This is a genomic window from Polynucleobacter yangtzensis (assembly GCF_027924165.1).
Classification (GTDB): domain Bacteria; phylum Pseudomonadota; class Gammaproteobacteria; order Burkholderiales; family Burkholderiaceae; genus Polynucleobacter; species Polynucleobacter yangtzensis.
On the sequence record NZ_AP026973.1, the window covers coordinates 1,586,257 to 1,603,031 of the forward strand.

16 protein-coding genes and 2 tRNA genes are annotated in these 16,775 nt (G+C 43.8%); 9 read left to right on the forward strand and 9 right to left on the reverse strand.

Going from position 1 to position 16,775, the window contains the following annotated elements; all coding sequences use genetic code 11:
• Window positions 1-76 precede the first annotated feature (76 nt).
• Complete coding sequence (locus tag QMF28_RS07975) at window positions 77-505, reverse strand: DUF2244 domain-containing protein (RefSeq protein WP_068324682.1); 429 nt, start codon at window positions 503-505, stop codon at window positions 77-79.
• Between the two features lie 25 nt (window positions 506-530).
• Window positions 531-677 (reverse strand): hypothetical protein, encoded by a 147-nt coding sequence (locus QMF28_RS07980; protein ID WP_161484718.1) that lies wholly within the window; start codon window positions 675-677, stop codon window positions 531-533.
• Window positions 678-812: 135 nt separating this feature from the next.
• On the opposite strand from QMF28_RS07980, the gene QMF28_RS07985 reads away from it, so the two are divergent.
• From QMF28_RS07985 to QMF28_RS07995, 3 genes are read left to right on the forward strand one after another with little or no spacing between them, the layout of a single operon-like run.
• Window positions 813-1,457, forward strand: a complete 645-nt coding sequence (locus tag QMF28_RS07985; protein WP_068324572.1) for an LON peptidase substrate-binding domain-containing protein — start codon at window positions 813-815, stop codon at window positions 1,455-1,457.
• 4 nt (window positions 1,458-1,461) lie between these two features.
• A complete protein-coding gene (locus QMF28_RS07990; protein ID WP_281742185.1) occupies window positions 1,462-2,322 on the forward strand; it encodes an oxygenase MpaB family protein in 861 nt (286 codons plus the stop codon).
• A gap of 20 nt (window positions 2,323-2,342) precedes the next feature.
• Window positions 2,343-2,717 carry a DUF4149 domain-containing protein gene (locus QMF28_RS07995; RefSeq protein WP_281742187.1) on the forward strand — a complete coding sequence of 125 codons (375 nt, stop codon included), beginning with the start codon at window positions 2,343-2,345 and terminating at the stop codon, window positions 2,715-2,717.
• A gap of 315 nt (window positions 2,718-3,032) precedes the next feature.
• Here the strand turns inward: QMF28_RS07995 and QMF28_RS08000 are convergent, their stop codons facing one another.
• Window positions 3,033-3,209 (reverse strand): hypothetical protein, encoded by a 177-nt coding sequence (locus tag QMF28_RS08000; RefSeq protein WP_167345998.1) that lies wholly within the window; start codon window positions 3,207-3,209, stop codon window positions 3,033-3,035.
• A 130-nt stretch (window positions 3,210-3,339) separates the two neighbouring features.
• On the opposite strand from QMF28_RS08000, the gene QMF28_RS08005 reads away from it, so the two are divergent.
• The 4 genes from QMF28_RS08005 to QMF28_RS08020 all read left to right on the forward strand — a co-directional run bounded on the left by QMF28_RS08005 (window position 3,340) and on the right by QMF28_RS08020 (window position 6,062).
• On the forward strand, window positions 3,340-3,969 hold the full coding sequence (locus QMF28_RS08005) for an alpha-ketoglutarate-dependent dioxygenase AlkB family protein (RefSeq protein WP_068324584.1): 630 nt from the start codon (window positions 3,340-3,342) through the stop codon (window positions 3,967-3,969).
• Window positions 3,959-4,963 (forward strand): NAD(P)/FAD-dependent oxidoreductase, encoded by a 1,005-nt coding sequence (locus QMF28_RS08010; protein WP_281742191.1) that lies wholly within the window; start codon window positions 3,959-3,961, stop codon window positions 4,961-4,963. The genes QMF28_RS08005 and QMF28_RS08010 overlap by 11 nt, the downstream gene beginning before the upstream one ends.
• 23 nt (window positions 4,964-4,986) lie before the next feature.
• Window positions 4,987-5,376 carry a dihydroneopterin aldolase gene (locus tag QMF28_RS08015; RefSeq protein ID WP_068324590.1) on the forward strand — a complete coding sequence of 130 codons (390 nt, stop codon included), beginning with the start codon at window positions 4,987-4,989 and terminating at the stop codon, window positions 5,374-5,376.
• 113 nt (window positions 5,377-5,489) lie between these two features.
• The gene (locus tag QMF28_RS08020) at window positions 5,490-6,062 is read left to right on the forward strand and encodes a histidine phosphatase family protein (RefSeq protein WP_281742193.1); all 573 of its coding nucleotides are present in this window, start codon (window positions 5,490-5,492) and stop codon (window positions 6,060-6,062) included.
• A 32-nt stretch (window positions 6,063-6,094) separates the two neighbouring features.
• On the opposite strand, the gene QMF28_RS08025 is transcribed toward QMF28_RS08020, so the two are convergent.
• The 3 genes from QMF28_RS08025 to htpG form a co-directional block, all read right to left on the reverse strand.
• Window positions 6,095-7,984, reverse strand: coding sequence for a carbon-nitrogen hydrolase family protein (locus tag QMF28_RS08025; RefSeq protein WP_281742194.1), 1,890 nt, complete (start codon window positions 7,982-7,984; stop codon window positions 6,095-6,097).
• Between the two features lie 196 nt (window positions 7,985-8,180).
• Window positions 8,181-8,255, reverse strand: a tRNA-Gly gene (locus QMF28_RS08030).
• 22 nt (window positions 8,256-8,277) lie between these two features.
• Window positions 8,278-10,179 (reverse strand): molecular chaperone HtpG, encoded by a 1,902-nt coding sequence (htpG, locus tag QMF28_RS08035; RefSeq protein ID WP_281742196.1) that lies wholly within the window; start codon window positions 10,177-10,179, stop codon window positions 8,278-8,280.
• Window positions 10,180-10,651: 472 nt separating this feature from the next.
• Here htpG and QMF28_RS08040 point away from each other — a divergent pair, with 472 nt between their 5' ends.
• Window positions 10,652-11,116 carry an Hsp20 family protein gene (locus tag QMF28_RS08040; RefSeq protein WP_068324602.1) on the forward strand — a complete coding sequence of 155 codons (465 nt, stop codon included), beginning with the start codon at window positions 10,652-10,654 and terminating at the stop codon, window positions 11,114-11,116.
• A 57-nt stretch (window positions 11,117-11,173) separates the two neighbouring features.
• Window positions 11,174-11,392, forward strand: coding sequence for a hypothetical protein (locus tag QMF28_RS08045; RefSeq protein ID WP_068324604.1), 219 nt, complete (start codon window positions 11,174-11,176; stop codon window positions 11,390-11,392).
• Window positions 11,393-11,860: 468 nt separating this feature from the next.
• Here the strand turns inward: QMF28_RS08045 and QMF28_RS08050 are convergent.
• From QMF28_RS08050 to dnaG, 3 genes are all read right to left on the reverse strand, one after another.
• A tRNA-Ile gene (locus tag QMF28_RS08050) sits at window positions 11,861-11,937 on the reverse strand.
• A 12-nt stretch (window positions 11,938-11,949) separates the two neighbouring features.
• Complete coding sequence (gene rpoD / locus QMF28_RS08055; RefSeq protein ID WP_281742199.1) at window positions 11,950-14,529, reverse strand: RNA polymerase sigma factor RpoD; 2,580 nt, start codon at window positions 14,527-14,529, stop codon at window positions 11,950-11,952.
• Between the two features lie 243 nt (window positions 14,530-14,772).
• Complete coding sequence (gene dnaG, locus QMF28_RS08060; RefSeq protein ID WP_281742200.1) at window positions 14,773-16,740, reverse strand: DNA primase; 1,968 nt, start codon at window positions 16,738-16,740, stop codon at window positions 14,773-14,775.
• Window positions 16,741-16,775: the final 35 nt, after the last annotated feature.

Below are 16,775 nucleotides of genomic sequence, written 5' to 3' on the forward strand. Positions count from 1 at the left end.
TGGACTAACTTTTGTCTCGGTAGCCACTCAGATAATTTGTTGTGGATCAATAGCATGGCGCCTTAGCAAACCCCGCTCAACCCAGGTGGCGCCTTACTGAAGCAATCAGTGGTAACTGCTGCTCTTGCCTGATAAATTGGCCAATCTCCACACGTAAGTTTGATTGGCTAATAAAGAAGGTTTTTGCATCCTCAAGAGGGGTTTCTATTTTTGCCCACTGAGTGTTGAATTCATAAACCTTTTCTTTGTAGCCGATAAACTTTTTAACAATCAGACGTTTGCCATCAATCTCAATCGTCTCGCTATCAAGCGCATGCCTGCAATAAATCAAAAATCCGATCGTTACCGCACCTATCTCAACAATCGTAAAAATTGGAATAACCCAGACGCCTGCTAATAAAAATCCAATTGCCACTACAAAAGATAGACATACTAAGACAATGTAAAACTGCAGTAGCTGCTTCGGAGTCAAGGCGCAATTTCTGCGCATTTGCCAAATCTTCATAGCAAACTCAATTACAGGAGATCACTTACTTGTTTTTTCGCTCTTGGGCTTTTGCAAGCTGGTCAGCACTTCTTTGCTGAAAATCAACCATGCTGTGGTAACCCATTTGATAGCACGGGCAATGCTTCCCCAATATCCAGCGGGCGAGCTTAATGCGTAGTTTTTGAACCATTTTGGATCTCCAAGAATTGAATGTCTAATGTAAACGGAAATTGGGTTTATTGCTGGCCGTGGATACAAACATGAGGGGATTTCAGCAGTGAGTTGGTCATCAGCAAAAAGCATCCAAATCCATTACATTGAATACATGACTGAACCTAACTCCGCCCCACGAAAAATCCCGTTATTTCCCCTGGGCACAGTACTTTTCCCGGATGGCGTTATCGCCCTCAAAATTTTTGAAGCCCGCTACCTGGACATGATTAAACAATGCTTGCGCGAGAAGACTGAGTTTGGCGTGGTTAGCATCATCAAAAATACCAATAACGCCAATGACAGCGAACCCCCTACTTTTGCCAGCATTGGGACCCTAGCGTTGATCGAAGACTTTGACCCTGTGCAGCCCGCCCTGTACATGACTAAATCATGCGGCACACAGCGCTTTAAGTTACTAAATAGCACCCAACAAAACAATGGTCTATGGGTTGGTGAAGTAGAGCTGCTGGATAAAGATCCACTCATGCCTATTCCTCAAGAACATCAAGGGGTCGCTAAATTACTCAATGAGATTATTTCGGTCATTCAAAGTGAAGACTTGTTAGGTGATGCCCCTTTCAAAAAGCCATTTAAGACTGATGATTGCGGCTGGGTGTCCAATCGCCTTGCTGAACTCTTACCAATTTCTCTTGCACAGAAAAATCACCTCTTAGCCCAAACCAATCCACGGATTAGACTCGATCTCATTACCGAAATCATTGAGGATGATGATTTAAGAAATCTGAAGATGCACTAAGCCCATGTTGGATGAGCTGATTCGGAAAACGATTCGAGAAATGGTGGGCGGTAGCGGCCCACCAGTAGCATTCTTAGCCCCCAAAGGTGATCGTGGTTTATTTGGCCCCGAATCAATAGCCTGGAAGGTACATGCAGACTTTATTTCCATGATGATTGGCGGTATCAGCTCATTGATTTTGCAGGCTCTGCATCCACAAGCCTTAGCCGGAGTTTGGGATCACTCCTCATTTAGAAAAGACTTAAAGGGTCGCCTTGGTAGAACGGCCTTTTTTATTGCAGCTACTACATACGGTCCTACCGATATGGCAGACAACATCATTCAGAAGGTTAATCAGATTCATACCAAAATTACTGGCCTCGATGAATTTGGAAAACCATACTCAGCCACTGATCCACATTTACTAGCTTGGGTGCATCTCACAGAAACGCGCAGCTTCATGAGCTCTTTTGAAGTTTACCGTAAGGAAAAATTAAACCCAAAAGAGAAAGATCAATATTTTTTAGAAATGAAATCTCTTGGCGAAAGAATGGGCGCCACTGGTATTCCAAACACTTATGCGGAGACTGAGAGCGCCATTAAAGCCTACAAACCAGAGCTATATTTTGGCGACCGAGCTAAAAGCATTATTGATTTGCTCGATCATTTCCCAAGCAATTTAGCAGCTAAACCCTTTATCAAACTCATTAGTCGTGCAGGGTTTCTGAATCTTCCTGACTGGGTGTACCCGATTATTAAAAAACCAACGCCCACTTATTTAGAGCGTCTTGCAGTTCGGAAGAGTATCGACCTCATCGCATACCCTGTGCGTGAAGCCCTGAAGGATGGGGTTGCTGCCCATTCCCTTCGTAGAGTTTATGGATGATTTTTTAGAAAGTGAACATAATGACTAATTACCTCTTGTCTGGCATGGTTGGCATCATGCTGTTTTTTACAGTAGTTGTTGCGCCAACCGTTTTTAAAGTTTTGCCAGTGGAATGGTCAAGCAAATATGTTAGAAACTTTTTCCCAAAGTATTACGCTACTCTGGGTCTCATTACTCTAATTTGCATCTTTACCGAACAAGACTCAAGCAACAAATTATTGCTTGCATTCTGCGCGGCATTATTTGCCTTTACTCTGTTTTATCTCACCGGAAAAATTAATCACGCCAAAGATAGCGGTCAAAATAGACAGTTTCATGTACTTCATGGCGCCAGCGTTGTCATCAACCTATTCCAGCTGATTTCCTTTATCTATCTTTTGGTAATCTCATCATGAAAATACGAAATCTAATTAATTTTGCCTTGCTATCCATAATCATTGCAGGCCCGGTCAGCGCTCAGATCAATGCAGGCAAATCTTTGAACCCAAGCTATGTTGAAAGCTGTATTCAAAGCCAGGTTCAGGCACATCAGAAGATTAAGGAGATTGCCCCAAATGATTTCCGAGCGTATTGCGAATGCACTGCGAAACAACTCGTGAGCAATCTTAGCTCGACGCAATTAGAAGAATTGAGCAAAGGTAATAAATCACCAAAATGGCTTAAATCTGCAGAAGATTCAGCCAGTAAAGCCTGTCTTAAACCCGGGTCTACTACTCAGACTTAGGCTCATCAGAATTCGTTGCTGGGCTTTTATCTTTGGCTGACTGCAAATTCAGGCTAGGGGCTGCCATTTTTTCACCATCCCAAACTTGGCCACACCAACACTCACCCGCATCATTAATAATGCAGACGCCTGATCCACAGCAACGCTTATCTGGAGATTTCATAATCAAGCCTTTGTTAAGAGAACGAATATTGTGTAAGTTGTTTTGGTTCTGATGGCCGCCACAACACAAATAGGAATTAACGCTATTCTAGAGTTTTTATTCAATTAGCGCTTACCGTCAAACCCCCTCAATGAAGCAAAGCTCGTTATTTCGCGCAGATCCAATGCAGTCTAGGCAGAACCTATTACCTAAGGATGGGGCTGCCCATTACTACCCAGAATTTATAAGTCACCACAGTAGCGCTAAATTAATGACACAACTCGTAGAGTCACTGCCCTGGGAGGAAGATCGATTATTGATGTTCGGTAAAGTGGTAACCACTCGTCGAAAAGTAGTTTGGATTGGTGACCCTAAATGTGACTATACCTATTCTGGAATCAAGAGACAGTCCCAAAAATGGACTGCCGAACTACTCTTGGTTAAGGGTCAACTTGAGGATCTCACGAAGTCAAAATTTAATTCCTGCCTACTCAATCTCTATCATGATGGCCTTGATGGCATGGGCTGGCATAGCGATGATGAAAAAGAATTGGATGCAAAATCGCCCATTGCCTCTCTTAGTCTTGGCGCCACACGAAAGTTTGCTTTTCGACATAAGAAAGACAAAACAACACACTCTCTTTTATTAGAAAATGGCAGCGCTCTCATCATGCATTCCCCCACCCAAGAGCATTGGCACCATGCCCTACTTAAAACCAAAAAGATTGATGAACCTCGGATTAATCTGACCTTCAGAAATATTACTCCCAATGACCAGTAAAACCCACTCAAAGCAGATCAGTATTGCCATCATCGGCGCAGGTATTTCTGGCCTCAGCTGCGCTACTCGTTTACAAAAACTTGGGTTTGAGGTTGAGGTCTATGAGAAAAGTCGCGGAGTTAGTGGGCGCATGAGCACTCGCAATGGAGATGGTTGGAATGCAGACCATGGAGCTCAATATTTCACAGCAAGAGATCCCCTTTTCATTGAAGAGCTTAATCACTGGATTCAGAGTGAAGCAGCGAGTATCTGGAATCCATGTCTAAAAGTTTATAAACAAGGCCAGTGGCACGACAGTATCAGCTCTGAAAATCGCTATGTTGGCACCCCCAATATGACTGCGCCGGAAAAATTTTTAGCCAGAAATCTCTCCATCCAGCTCAACCAAACTATTGATCAAATTGCCATTAAAAAAGGTAAATGGTCACTGCATAGCATAGAGGGAGGTGACATTCAGAAAAAATTTGACTGGCTTGTTTTAGCGCTACCTGCGCCTCAGGCATTAGCCCTCACGCAACAAATGGACTTGAAAATTAAGGGCTGGGTATCAAATGCCAATATGCAGGGCTGCTGGACCGTGATTGTTAGTCCTAATCAAAATCTCAATACTGATTTTGATGCTGCGTTTGTCAATAACGAGATCATTAGTTGGATTTCTAGGAATAACTCTAAGCCAAATCGTATCGGTCGTGAAGTATGGATAATTCACGCCAATCCTCAATGGAGCCAGGAATGGATTGAGTTAGATAGGGATGCAGCAGCAAAACTGATTCTAGATTGTGCAAAAAAACTAGGTTTAGACTTTGGTAACTCTAAAGTCTCTATACATCGCTGGCGTTACGCAAGTGGCCACGTTAATCCTGCCTCCGGCCCCATCATCAATCAAGATCTCAGGTTAGGATTTTGTGGTGACTGGCTTCGCGGAGGAAGGGTCGAGGGCGCCTGGCTGAGTGGCTATGAACTAGCCTCCCAAATTGAAATACTTCAGAAATAATCTATTACCCAAAGGGAAAAAAGATGGCTATAGCATGTATTGAATTAAAAGATCTTAAACTGCAAACGCAAATCGGGACCTATGGTCCAGGCGCTATTATTCCAAAACAGCATCTTCTCGACTTAACTCTTTGGATAGATCCAAAACTTGTTCTTATCGCAGAAGATGCCATGGAAAATGTATTTGACTATGACCCCTTAGTCGTTGAGATTGATCGATTAGCAGGCGATGGTCATTATGAAACGCAAGAAAGACTGATGACTCGAATCGCTCAAGCCTGCTCTAAATACCCCGAAATTGAGTCTCTTGAAATTGGACTCAGAAAACTGCCTGTATGCGCAGGATCTGGTTCACTAGGCGTTCGACTCTCCTTAGACAACACCGCCCTCAGGAGCATGAGGGATAAGAGCTGACTAACGTAAATTAGCTCGTATGAAACTGAGAATCTCATCATACAGCTCTCGAATTTTGCGGACTAATTTCATATGTCCACCATCTTAAGCGATTCTCTTTAAAATTAATCATCATGAATATTTTCTTCTCCTTCTTTATAGGTGCATTACTTACCATTGTCGCCATGCCAGCAAGTGCAAACCTTGCAAGTAGCCTTAGCGATGGACAGCATGTTTTACTGATGCGTCATGCTGATGCGCCTGGCTATGGAGATCCTGCGGGCTATCAACTAGATAGGTGCTCTACCCAAAGAAATCTGGGTGATCGAGGCAAGAAGCAGGCAATACTGATAGGCCAGTGGTTGAGTAATCAAGGGATTACTTCTGCAAAGGTGTTGAGCAGTCCCTGGTGTCGCTGTATTGACACTGCAAAACTACTGAACAAGGGGCAAGTTACCATCGCCCCCGCACTCGGCTCTTTCTTTGACGATATGAGCATGGAAAAAGAGCAAACTCGAAATCTAGAAAAACTTATTCAAGCTCAGCTAACTGAAAATCCCAAGACGCCCATCATTTTGGTCACACACCATGTAAATATCCAAGCCTTCACCGGCAAAGTAGTGAACGTTGGAGATATGGTTCTAGCCAAAGTAGATAAGAACGGTAAGTTTTTATCTCAACAAATCTATCCAAGCCCAAGCTTTTAATTTTTTAAATGACAGTCGCTTGCACCCAGAGCTTATTTAATGCCCATAGCCTTAGGGCATAACTCTTTGCTTTCAGGATTTGCTCTCCACTCTTTAAAGCAAGCGCTATCCATATCCAGAGCTAAAGGGGCTCCCTCATCCCAACGACGGCTAGCAATTAAACGTTCCTGATCAATGTATACGGTGTTATTGGCATGCGTTGTGAAATCAACCAGGTGAGCAAGCTCTTTTTTAGGCGCAATATTCGGTGGATAGTAGCCCACTTCTGGGGTCAAGGCATAAACAGCACTATCACCAATATCACGATGTTCGCCACCAATGTAGTTAGCCACCAAAGTGTAAGCCTGAGCATACTTCGCAATGTTGTACCACATCGACATCCCCTTATTGCTAGCATCTAGCACCACACCTTTTGGTATATCAACAGGCCCACCATAATCTTTTTGGTTATAAGCAGTGGGTACCAATATGAGGTCTGCTCGGTAGATGCCATACATTTGAGTTAACTCTGGAATACGCACTTCATCATCCAACATGATTGCAATATTACCAAAATCAGAGGTTCTAATAATAGGGAGCTCGTCTCCTGCAGTTGCCCAAGATTTTTCAACATCATTTAAATGCGACTTACGATAGAGGCCAACTTGTGCACCAGTTCCATTAAATAGAATGGCAGTTTCATAGTACTTGTCACCCCTTTTCTCAGGCATAGAAAATAAAACGTAAGAGCTATATTTCTTTGCCAAACTTGCAGCCATCTGATAGCTCTTGCCATTGAGCTCTTCTGCGTATTGGGCTACGTTACTTTTATTCAGACCTACAGGCCCCAAGAATGAGTTAAATGGTAGAACTGTTAAGTTAAAAACGCCAGAACGCTCCCGAATAAGTTGATCAACCTTTTTATAGTTTTCATCAACATTACCTAGCTTAGGCTCGTATTGGATCAGCGCAGCTGAAACCTGTTTTGGGGCATAGGTTGCAGCCCCATCATCTGGATAACGGTAATTATTAATATCTTGATACAGCTCCGGACGACGATGTTTAAACCAGTATGATTTTTGATCGCTCTTCTTATCAAGATTAATCGTTGCGTAAATAGTTTGTGGTTTGGTTGGGTTGGCTGGCGAAGATAGAGGCGCTGAAATTAGGCGCTTACCTGAGTTATCCCAAATGGATGAGGCTCCATCAAAAAAATCAATCTGCACTGGACCAAATCCCTCAGATCCAGTCGAATTACTTGAAATCACATTTGATGCCATCCAACTCACTGCGGTTGACATATTGGCCATCGTTGAATGATTTGTATAGCTCGCAGCATAAATACTAGCCATCTTATTAGAGCCAATTGGTTGCGCCACAATATCTGCGCCTCTTAATACCGGCAGCAGAAGATTCTGAAGATTAGTATCATCAAAGCAAATTACTAATCCAATGCGGCCAATATCCGTATCAAATACAGGAAAACCTAATTTACCCGGGGTTACTGCAACACCCTCACCAGTTGCCAAGGTATTTTTATGGTACTTGCCGATGTAACCCTTTGGCCCGATTAATACTGCAGCGTTATAGATTTTTTTGGTAATTAAATCTTTCTCCATCATGCCTACCACTACATAGACATTGTATTGTTGGGTTACTTTTGAAAGTGCGGCTGTAGTTTTGCCAGGCACTGTATCTGCATAAGGCATCAGAGATTTTGCATCCGTGTAAGCAAATCCAGTTGTAGCACCTTCAGGCAAGACAATTAACTTTGCGCCATTTTTGGCTGCAACTGTAACCGCATCTACTATTCCAGGAAGGTTTACATCAAAACCAGGTGATTTTGCAGCAAACTCAACAGCGGCAACTTTAATCTCTTTTGCTTGTACGGCAAATGGCAGGAAGGTAAATGCTGCGAGTAAAAATGCTGGGATTTTGGTCATGAATAAGCCTTAAATATGAGCTAGAAACAGTTAATGAACAATATCCAAATTGTAACGGCTAGATGTTTCTTCAGCGGTTAAAAGCCAACCCGAGGGCTGGCTTTATCCATATGTGGTGAATCCACCTAGTATCCCTTTGCTTGATGGACATTCCTTAATGAACAAGCGAGATCTTGTGTAACGCCTGTTAAGTTTCTGGAGCGGGTGAAGGGAGTCGAACCCTCGTCTCTAGCTTGGGAAGCTAGGGTAATAGCCGTTATACGACACCCGCAATAGAGACGAGTCTTATAAACTTAATTCAACAGCAATTGATTCATGCGCTTTACAAAACTGGCTGGATCATTGAGCTGCCCACCCTCTGCTAATAAAGCCTGATCAAATAGGAGATTAGTCCAATCATCAAAATGCTGATCATCGCTTTTGAGCTTGGATAGCAAAGGATGCTCTGGATTAATCTCCAATATAGGCTTCATATTAGGGGCATTTTGACCGGCAGCCTTTAGCATCCGCAGCAAGTTGCCAGACAGTTCATTCTCATCTGCAATCAAACAGGCTGGAGAATCAGTTAAGCGAAAGGTCACCCGCACATCTTTAGCCTTACCTTCCAAGACTTTTTTCATGCGCTCAACCAAGTCTTTGAATTGCTTCTCAGTTTCCTCATGCTCCTTCTTTTCTTTTTCATCACTTAGACTTCCTAAATCCAATCCGCCCTTAGCAACGGATGCTAATTGCTTGCCATCAAACTCAGTAACGAAGGAGAGCATCCACTCATCAACACGGTCAGATAACAAGAGGACTTCAACGCCTTTCTTGCGGAAAATCTCTAAATGCGGACTGTTTTTAGCTGCGTTGAAAGTTTCACCCGTGACATAGTAAATCTTGTCTTGGCCTTCTTTCATACGCGAGACATATTCAGCCAAAGATACTGTCTGCTCAGCCGAATCAGTAAGGGTGCTGGCAAAACGAAGGAGCTTGAGAATACGTTCTTGATTTGCTTGATCTTCGCCAACGCCCTCTTTGAGCACTTGGCCAAATTGCGTCCAGAACGTGCGATATTTTTCTTTCTTGGCCTCATCGTCGCTATTAGCGATCTCTTCAAGCATACTCAGCACTCGCTTGGTAGAGCTTTCGCGAATGACTTTAATATCACGAGACTCTTGCAAGATTTCGCGGGAGACGTTTAGTGGTAAATCAACTGAATCAATCACGCCCGTGACAAAGCGCAGATACATTGGCATGAGCTTTTCAGCGTCATCCATAATGAAAATGCGTTTGACATACAGCTTGATACCGCCACGCTTATTGCGATCCCACAAATCAAAAGGGGCTTTGCTCGGCACAAAGAGTAACTGGGTAAATTCACTCCTACCCTCTACCCGATTTAGCGAATAGCACAATGGATTCTCATAGTCATGAGATAGGTGCTTATAGAATTCGTTGTACTGGTCTTCTGTAATTTCTGACTTATTGCGAGCCCATAATGCTGACGATTGATTGATACTCTCGAGTTCGTCTTTGACAACCTGCTCTTTTTTATCGGTATCCCACTCCTCTTTACGCATCTGGATCGGCAAGGAAATATGATCTGAATACTTACGAATAATTGACTTAAGCTTATAGCTGCTAAGGAAATCATCCTCTCCATCACGTAAATGCAAGGTGATGGATGTACCACGTTGAGGGCGATCAATTTGCTCAATCGTAAATTCGCCAGAGCCATCCGATTCCCAACGCACACCATCAGAAGCAGGCAAGCCTGCACGCCGAGTCTCAACGGTAATACGGTCAGCAACAATAAAGCCAGAGTAAAAGCCTACGCCGAACTGGCCAATGAGGGCTGCATCTTTTTGCTGATCTCCGGATAGCTTAGTAAAGAACTCCTTAGTCCCAGAACGGGCAATCGTCCCCAGGTTATTGATTACTTCTTCCCGGCTCATACCAATTCCATTATCTGAAATAGTCACCGTTCTAGCAGCTTTATCAAATTCGACTTTGATTTTTAGTTCTGGGTCATCGCCATACCAATCAGGGTGAGCAATACCTTCAAAACGCAATTTATCAGCAGCATCAGAAGCGTTTGAGATTAGCTCACGCAGGAAAATCTCCTTATTGGAATACAAGGAGTGAATCATCAGCTGTAAAAGCTGCTTTACTTCCGCCTGAAAACCTAGGGTTTCTTTAGTCGTAACAGTCATTTCAATTTCCCATAGAAAAGATTAACCTCCGTTATTTGGGGATAATTTTTAGTATTTCAAGACCTGCAAACTATCCATCTAAGTGGCTACTCGACTGAAGAATGCCCTTCATCACAAGGGTCTTCCGCAAGAATCTCTTTACGACTCCTTTTTTGAAGATATTCCAAAATCAAGCGCTTGAGCTTAGGCCTAGTAATGGGCTCCTGGTTATTTTCCTGGAGCTCTAAATGGTCAGTTTCGAGCATTTTGCTTTCTCCATGTAATCAGTTAGCTATTAAATTACCTAAAAGTGACAAAAGAAAAATATCCCCAATTTCAATGGGGAATTTTTGTTCTTTGACTTATACATATGGGCAAAAAAAATGAAATTCAAGCCCCTTGAAATTCAAAAAATCCATCCTTAAATAGAGCTTAACTAGATGCCTTAGGGGTCTAGGAAATTGTGAACTTGCTTAAATTTAAGGAGAAAACGATGTCTTATCCATTTGGTAGAAATGTATTACTAAGCTCTGTAGGTTTTGATCGCCTCATTGATGCGATGGAAGAAATGAGCTCTGGGGAGAGCCTCAGCAAGGCCCAAAGCTACCCCCCATACAACATCATTAAAAAGAATGAGCGCGACTACGCCATTGAGATTGCTGTGGCTGGCTTTAAAAATGATGAGATTGATATTACGGCCGAAGGTAACAAGCTAACCGTTATCGGTAAGGTTAAAGCAGAGCAGACTGGCGAATACCTTCACAAGGGAATTGCCAATCGAGACTTTAGTCATGACTTTACCTTGGCAGAGACTGTGATTGTGCGCTCTGCCGATGTCGAGAATGGCTTACTGATTATCAAGTTAGAGAATGTCATTCCTGAGGAGAAGCTACCCCGCAAGATTTTGATTGGTGGTAACTCTAAACTGGTAATTGAGGAAGTCAAGGAAGCGGCTTAATAAAAATTAGCTAGCTCAGATCCATCTGGGCTAGCTAACTGCTCAAACATTAGGTTTATGTGGATACGTATTAATCACGGGATCATCGCTAAGAAACGACCTGCGGAGGGTATTGAGGTGGAATTTACTCCGTTAGTGGCAAATGATTACCTTTCGCGCAAGCTTGAGTCTGGCTACATTGAAATAACCAAAGCCAATGGTGAACCAGCTTTTTTGTCAGAGGAGAAATTCTCTGAGTTACAGAAAACAGATGAATTAGTCGTCATTGAAAAATGAATGCCTTAGGAGAAAATAAATGAAGCAAGTAAGCCCTATAAAACTCAGATACACACTCACTGATTGTGTACAGTCTCTCAAAAAAACGAATGTTGGAAAGTTTCCAAAACACAGCGTATCTGATTGCATTAACTCCATTAAGCAAATGAAGAATGAGAAATAACAAAATCTATCTTCTAAGCCTTGCCATTTTTACTTTTCTAATGGGATTCCTAATAACTTATTGGGATAGCTCACAACCCCTCACAAACGAAATAGGATGGGTTTTGAAGGAATTACCAGAGGTGAAATCTGTAGAGTATTTAGAGACCTTAAAGAAAATCTAAGGGCCACAACAATCTACTTTCGGTTTGTTGCTCCAAACCAGAGTCATGTATCTATTGGGATTTAGTAGTGTTATGTGCTACACACCGACTACACAGAAAGAAAAAACGACTTAGGAATTTCTCCCTAAGTCGTTAATTTCATTGGTGGGCCCACCAGGACTTGAACCTGGGACCAAAGGATTATGAGTCCTCTGCTCTAACCAACTGAGCTATGGGCCCGTTAGTCTTGGATCAATCTTCTTCGAGGAAGGTCTTGAGTTTGTCGCTACGGCTTGGATGACGCATCTTTCTCAGAGCCTTAGCTTCAATCTGACGAATACGCTCACGAGTAACGTCAAACTGTTTGCCAACCTCTTCAAGAGTGTGATCAGTGCTCATCTCAACACCAAAGCGCATACGCAATACTTTTGCTTCGCGTGGTGTCAATGAATCGAGAACGTCTTTCACAACATCGCGCATAGAGTCATGCAATGCAGCTTCAGCTGGAGCCAAAGTATTACCGTCTTCAATGAAGTCGCCTAAATGAGAATCTTCATCGTCACCAATTGGTGTCTCCATGGAGATAGGCTCTTTAGCAATCTTCATGATCTTGCGGATCTTGTCTTCAGGAATCTCCATCTTCAGCGCCAAGGTTGCAGCATCTGGCTCATGACCAGTCTCTTGCAAAATTTGACGGCTGATACGGTTCATCTTGTTGATCGTCTCAATCATGTGAACTGGGATACGGATCGTACGTGCCTGGTCAGCAATCGAACGGGTAATCGCCTGACGAATCCACCATGTTGCATAAGTCGAGAACTTATAACCACGACGGTATTCAAACTTATCTACCGCCTTCATCAAGCCAATGTTGCCTTCTTGAATCAAATCCAAGAACTGCAAGCCACGGTTGGTGTATTTCTTAGCAATCGAGATTACCAAACGTAAGTTGGCTACAGTCATCTCACGTTTTGCTTCGCGGGCACGCTTCTCGCCAGCGATCATTTGCCTATTAACTTCTTTTAATTCTGGCAACGGAATAACGACATTCTTCTGAATATCGATCAACTTCTGTTGTAGTTCTTGAATAGCTGGAACGTTACGTTGCAAGAGTGCGCTGTATGGCTTGTTCTCTTTGAGCAACTTCTCAGTCCAAGTCAAATTCATAGACATCTTAGGGAAGTCTTTTAATACTTCACCACGATTAACACCAACTTTGTCTACTAACAAACTCACAATACCGCGCTCAAGCTTCCATACTTGGTCTACTTGTGAACGCATGGTGTCGCATAACTTCTCAACACTCTTCGCCGTTAAACGGAAACCAAGTAATTCAGCACGAATTGCATCTTGCGCCTTCACGTATGCTGGACAGTTGTAACCATCTTTATCAAATGCACGGCGCATCTTGTCAGCTTGTGTGCGAACGATTGCAAACTTCTCTAAAGAGATTTGCTTTAATTCTTCTAATTGCTTGGCATTTGCTGTTGCAGCACCACCGCCGCCACCGCTGCCTTCATCTTCTTCGCCGCCTTCTTCACTTTCTTCAGCGTCAGGATCGACTTCTGGCTCTTCAGGCCCAAGTTTGATATCTTCTGCGTTAGGATCAACCAATCCATCCACAAACTGATCAATCTCCATCTCGCCACTAGCGATCTTGTCAACGTTGCTCAGAATCTCGGCAATTGTTACAGGGCAAGCAGCCAAAGCCATCACCATGTCTTTGAGACCAGCTTCGATCTTCTTCGCAATCACGATCTCGCCTTCGCGAGTCAGCAAGTCAACCGTACCCATTTCACGCATATACATACGTACTGGATCAGTAGTGCGTCCGAATTCTGAATCAACAGTAGATAAAGCAGCTTCAGCTTCTTCTTCAGCCTCTTCTTCAGAAGCTGCAGCAGCTGTATTGTCAGAAAGGATTAATGTTTCTGCATCAGGGGCTTGTTCGTAAACAGTAATGCCGATGTCATTGAGCAAGCTGATCAAAGTTTCCAATGCATCCGCATCGGACAACTCATCAGACATCACGTCATTCATCTCGCCATGGGTTAAGTAACCCTTGGACATACCCATCTTGATCAAAGTCTTCAAGCGAGCACGGCGTAACTCTTGTTGCTCTTCAGTTCCTAGCTGTTGTGCTGCAAATTCTTTTAAGAGCGCTTTCTCTTTCGCCTTACGCTCACGAGCTTTTTGACGATCCGTTAATACTGGTTCAGCAGCTTCAGCAGGTGCATCCGCTTTGGCTTTGCGACCGCGCTTCTTTTCTTCCTCAACAACTACAGGCGCCTCTAGTTCTGCAGTCTTGGCTTTTTTGCCTTTGACTTCTTTTGCATCTTTAGTTTCTTTTGCTGCCTTTGTTTCTTTAACTGGCTCAGCCTTAGGTGCTGCTACTGCTTTACCTTTTTTCGCTGGCTCAACCTTGACTTCTGCTTTGGCAGATTTCGCGGGAGCTTTTAAAACTGGTTTTGCTGCAGCCTTTACTGGTTTTGCTGGTGCTTTTGCAACAGCCTTAACTGGTTTAGCAGGCGCCTTAGAAACTGCTTTTACAGGCTTAGCTGGAGCTTTCGCTTTTGGAGCTGGTTTAGCAGCAGCCTTTACTGGCTTAGCAGGTGTTTTTGCTTTTGGAGCTGGCTTAGCTGGCGCCTTTGCTTTGGCCACAGGTTTAGCCGCTGGTTTAGCAGCAGCCTTTACTGGCTTAGCAGGTGTTTTTGCTTTTGGAGCTGGCTTAGCTGGCGCCTTTGCTTTAGCAGCTGGTTTTGCGGCAGCCTTTACTGGCTTAGCTGGAGCTTTCGCTTTTGGAGCTGGTTTTTTGGTCTTGGTATTCGGCATTTATTAGCACTTACTCACATTACTGTTGTTGATATCGACTGATGAAACACAGCCCCCGTAGTAATTCATTTACTCACTTACCCACTTACCCCAAATTTCATCAAAATAAAGCGCAAGTGGCTGAATTAAATCGGTTTTTTCTTGGGAACAGAGGATTATAGTCGATTGCGACTTTTTGACCCCCTTCTTACCTAAAAATATGGGGTAATTTCAGGGGATTTCTAGGGGTGTTTTTAGAAATTCTTAGGAGAATTTCAGCTTTTCGCCCAATTCTCGATATCGGGCCCGATCTTGCTCGGTAGCAGTACTTCCGGCGATCTTTTGGGCAATTTCCGTCATTTCTTGCTTGAGGTGGGTTAATTCCAGTTTTTTGAATGCCCCATCCAGGTCGGCGGCAGCACCATCAAGCTCCAAATCAGAGCCCATCACACGATTCCTGAGAACTTCATACAAAGGAGCCAACTCACTACGAGAAAGTTGATCTTGGAACATTGCGAATGCTCCAGCACCTGCGGTAGCCGGTTTATTACCTTCGCCTGGAATCAACTCAACCAAGTCACACTGCGCTAAAAGATCTTTCATCAAAGCATGGGCTTTTTCAGATCTTTGTTCTGCAGCTTTTAATGCAAGCGCTCGCTTATTCTCATCTAGCGCCTTTCCCAAGTGCGGAAACTGAATGATGACTCGCAACATTTGCTCTGCCAAATCGGTTGGCGCTTTAGGTGGTTCAATATTTTGACTCGCAACGCGTTTTGCAGAACCTTTAGATGCTTGCCAAGGTGCGCCTTGACGATTGCCATTACCTGAAAACGTATTCTGATTATTTTGATTGCCTTGAGTGCCTCTAGTTCTGGCTTGCATCGGCTGATAAGTGGTTTGACGCACAGGGGCAGGTGCCACTGTCAAACCACAAAATGCCTCAAGCTCAGCTGGAGTGGTGTTCGTGCGAATGGCTAACTCACGCAAGATTTGTGTGCGTAGTGCAATTGGTGGCATGGAAAGCAGAAGGGGTTTAGCGGCATGATGTGTATGGGCCCTACCCTCCGGAGTAGTTAACTCATGGTCCTCGCTCACCACCTTAAAGAAGAAGCTGGAGATAGACATGGCTTCCTTAATAACCTTCTCGAAAGCGGGTGCTCCATAAGCGCGCACATAACTATCTGGGTCATGCTCTGTCGGCAAAAATAAGAAACGAATTTCTTTATCGTCCGACATGAGAGGCAAACAAGCCTCGAGTGCGCGCTGTGCAGCACGCTGTCCAGCAGAGTCGCCATCAAATGAGAACACCACCTTATCGGTTTGACGCAACAGCATACGCACATGATTGGCGGTACAAGCAGTGCCTAAAGTAGCAACCGCATTTGGAAATCCCAATTGCGCTAATGCCACTACATCCATATAACCTTCGCAGACAAGAACATATTCTTGCGAACGAATCGCTTGCCTTGCTTCAAACAAACCATAGAGCGTATTGCCCTTAGAAAAGAGTGGTGTTTCTGGAGAATTTAAATATTTTGGCTCGCCTTGATCCAAGATGCGCCCACCAAAGCCAATTGTTTGGCCTTTAGGGTTGCGAATCGGGAACATGATGCGATCACGGAAACGGTCATAACGCTTTACATTTGCGCCTTCAGACTGCTCGCCCTGAATGAGTAGACCGCCCTCCAACAATATCTTGGCAACCTCATCATTCGAATAAGTACCAAATACAGCCTCTAGACCTTGCCAACCATCAGGTGCATAGCCTAAGGCATAGCGCTTGGCGATCTCACCAGTAAGACCACGACCTTTGAGGTATTCGACGGCTCGGGTATTGCCCTTGAGTTGCTGGCGATACCAATCTGCTGCAGAACTCATTACCTCACTCAGCGCCATAGCTTGCTGCTGACGCGCAACATCATTTGCTGTGCGTTCTTCTCGAGGCACATCTAAACCAGCTGAGCGTGCCAAGTCTTCGATGGCATCCACATAACCAAGACCGGAGTACTCCATTAAGAAGCTAATGGCAGATCCGTGCGCGCCACAACCAAAGCAGTGATAAAACTGTTTGGTGGGTGATACTGAAAATGAAGGAGACTTCTCCGAATGAAAGGGGCACAAACCCTGAAAGTTTGCACCCGCTTTTTTTAACTTTACGTGCTGCCCAACCACATCAACGATGTCTACCCGATTTAATAGATCGGCAATAAAGGATTGTGGGATGAGTGCCATAAGGCGAGTATGAAACTGTTTTGCTTATTTGAATA

Coding starts and splice junctions, on each gene's coding strand:
- QMF28_RS07975 (WP_068324682.1), bottom strand. CDS start 505: ATGAAGATTTGGCAAATGCGCAGAAATTGCGCCTTGACTCCGAAGCAG.
- QMF28_RS07980 (WP_161484718.1), bottom strand. CDS start 677: ATGGTTCAAAAACTACGCATTAAGCTCGCCCGCTGGATATTGGGGAAG.
- QMF28_RS07985 (WP_068324572.1), top strand. CDS start 813: ATGACTGAACCTAACTCCGCCCCACGAAAAATCCCGTTATTTCCCCTG.
- QMF28_RS07990 (WP_281742185.1), top strand. CDS start 1,462: ATGTTGGATGAGCTGATTCGGAAAACGATTCGAGAAATGGTGGGCGGT.
- QMF28_RS07995 (WP_281742187.1), top strand. CDS start 2,343: ATGACTAATTACCTCTTGTCTGGCATGGTTGGCATCATGCTGTTTTTT.
- QMF28_RS08000 (WP_167345998.1), bottom strand. CDS start 3,209: ATGAAATCTCCAGATAAGCGTTGCTGTGGATCAGGCGTCTGCATTATT.
- QMF28_RS08005 (WP_068324584.1), top strand. CDS start 3,340: ATGAAGCAAAGCTCGTTATTTCGCGCAGATCCAATGCAGTCTAGGCAG.
- QMF28_RS08010 (WP_281742191.1), top strand. CDS start 3,959: ATGACCAGTAAAACCCACTCAAAGCAGATCAGTATTGCCATCATCGGC.
- QMF28_RS08015 (WP_068324590.1), top strand. CDS start 4,987: ATGGCTATAGCATGTATTGAATTAAAAGATCTTAAACTGCAAACGCAA.
- QMF28_RS08020 (WP_281742193.1), top strand. CDS start 5,490: ATGAATATTTTCTTCTCCTTCTTTATAGGTGCATTACTTACCATTGTC.
- QMF28_RS08025 (WP_281742194.1), bottom strand. CDS start 7,984: ATGACCAAAATCCCAGCATTTTTACTCGCAGCATTTACCTTCCTGCCA.
- htpG (WP_281742196.1), bottom strand. CDS start 10,179: ATGACTGTTACGACTAAAGAAACCCTAGGTTTTCAGGCGGAAGTAAAG.
- QMF28_RS08040 (WP_068324602.1), top strand. CDS start 10,652: ATGTCTTATCCATTTGGTAGAAATGTATTACTAAGCTCTGTAGGTTTT.
- QMF28_RS08045 (WP_068324604.1), top strand. CDS start 11,174: ATGTGGATACGTATTAATCACGGGATCATCGCTAAGAAACGACCTGCG.
- rpoD (WP_281742199.1), bottom strand. CDS start 14,529: ATGCCGAATACCAAGACCAAAAAACCAGCTCCAAAAGCGAAAGCTCCA.
- dnaG (WP_281742200.1), bottom strand. CDS start 16,740: ATGGCACTCATCCCACAATCCTTTATTGCCGATCTATTAAATCGGGTA.